This window comes from uncultured Gimesia sp. (assembly GCF_937919775.1).
Taxonomy (GTDB): Bacteria; Planctomycetota; Planctomycetia; order Planctomycetales; family Planctomycetaceae; genus Gimesia.
The window spans coordinates 1-2,316 of record NZ_CALFPF010000651.1 but is presented as its reverse complement, the minus strand read 5'-3'; the positions used below and the strand labels follow the sequence as shown (position 1 = coordinate 2,316).

At 51.9% G+C, this 2,316-nt stretch carries 1 protein-coding gene; it reads right to left on the bottom strand.

Translation table 11 applies throughout. From position 1 onward, the window contains the following. On the bottom strand, positions 1-1,536 hold a 1,536-nt coding region (locus Q0294_RS18570), incomplete at its 3' end, for a SulP family inorganic anion transporter (protein WP_366917990.1). Positions 1,537-2,316: the final 780 nt, after the last annotated feature.

Below are 2,316 nucleotides of genomic sequence, written 5' to 3'. Positions count from 1 at the left end.
AAAATCGATGGCGACAATCGGGGGATCATTCACCGGATCGAGCAGTTCGCGAAAGCTGCTGACCGAAGCAAAGAACAGCGGGCCGTGCAACTGGTACACTTTTTTGTCATCATCTTCAAAATGAATATCAGCCATCATATGTGTCGCGTGATGCCAGGCAAAAATCAAGGCTTGCACGATGATTCCCAGCAGTACCGCGACAGCCAGATTATGGAACAGGACCGTATAACCCGCTACCAGAACCATCACCAGTACATCGCTTTTAGGCACTTTATTCCAGGTATGCAGCGTGCTCCATTCAAACGTGCCGATCACCACCATAAACATCACTCCCACCAGAGCCGCCATCGGCACCATCGAGATCACCGGTTTCAACAATACGACCAGTGTCATTAATCCCACGGCTCCGACAACCCCGGAAAGACGTCCACGCCCCCCGGAATTCACATTGATCAGTGACTGTCCGATCATCGCACAACCACCCATGCCGCCAAACAGACCACAGACAATATTCGCCGCGCCCTGGCCGATGCATTCGCGGTTACCGCTGCCACGAGTTTCGGTAATCTCATCAATTAACGTGAGTGTCATCAGCGATTCAATCAAACCCACGCCCGCCAGAATCAGCGAAAAGGGGAGAATGATCATCAGCGTGCCCCACGTAAAAGGCGCGAGGACATAGCGTGAGTCAAGAAAGAACAGCATCGGCAACGGCTCTGCGGTCGCTTTCACAGAAGCGACTGCGGACGCAACTTGTGCTTCACTTAACACCGAAACATCAACGGCTTTGTTCTGGTCAACTTGAGTTGCAGCTCCGTCCTGAACTTCCACTGCGACAGCGGCATCCTTGACAGCGTTGGCTTTCAGATTATTCATCATCAGGTCGTCCACCGTTTGAACGACATTGGCCTGTCCTGTAGGAGTCCAGCTCTCAGGGGCAAACTTGTTAATCCCGACGGCGATCATAGAGACCAAGATAATTGCGGCCAGCGAACTGGGCACCGCTTTTGTCAGTTTCGGAAGTAAGACAATAATCGACATCGTCAACGCGACGAGGCAGAGCATAATCGTCATCGAAGTCCCCGGCAGAAACGTCATCGTTCCGTCGATACCCAGCGTTTTGAAACTGCCAATCTGGGCCAGACCAATCACAATCGCCAGACCGTTTACAAATCCCAGCATCACCGAATGCGGGACCAGACGGATCAGTTTTCCCAGCCGCAGTACACCCACGGTAATTTGCAGCAGGCCGCATAGAATGACAGCCGGAAACAGATATTCGACGCCGTGCATGGCAACCAGTGAAACAATCACAACCGCCATCGCACCGGTGGCTCCGGAAATCATGCCCGGTCGACCGCCGGCCAGCGCACTGATAAAACCAATAAAGAACGCGGAGTACAATCCGACCGTCGGAGGAACTCCGGCGACAAACGCAAACGCGACCGCTTCCGGCACCAGAGCCAGAGCGACAGTCAAACCCGACAAAACATCATCCTTGACCGAAGCAGTATGCTTCGAAAAATACGCTAACATTAAAACTCCAATAAATATTTTCGAATTTTGTCTGCACGGTCAGCCTGTGCGACGAACGCATTCGTCTGCAGACTCTCCATGCTGACACTGGAAAAAGGGCGCACATTGAACAAACCGCTCGAGTGCAAAAGCAGACTTGTAGTTCAGACCTGCGGTCAGGCAAATCCGGAAAGACAAGAATTCGCAACACAATCTCTTAACTGTTTTGATTCAAACAGAACCTTTCGACGATACGCAGGACCATCTCAGGGAGCGCGTTGCAGGAAACCAGGTGGGACGTTGAAGGGATCAACTGATTGAATTCAGGTGAGTAACAGCCTTCAGTTCAATCTCCATGTCCCATTTTTAGTCGATCTCCACAGGCTTCACAAGCGCGATTCTTGAAGATCTGTCGATTTTATGGCACTTTCACGCGATATTCACAAGAATCATGCTGCCATTCAAGTGGCTCCAGTCAGAAAACACATGACTGTTACAACTGGCTTCTTTTCGCTCCGCATGACGCGTGATACGATTTTGTTGTACTGTACGCCTGGGTTGGCGAGGGGCGCTGATAAAATTCGAAATTGCCCCCAGAATCCAACCACCACCTCCAGCCCCAATGATTCGTAGTGCGCGGACCCATGTGTCCGCCCGCTTTCTCTCAGATCATCGATCCGCCTGATCTTCCAGCATCCGGCGGGATTCCTGCATCGCCGATTCCCACTTCCCCTCCTGCGCCTGCTTTATAATTCCGCTCAACCAGTCCGCCTCGCTCGCGCTGATCTCTTTGTTCTCCAG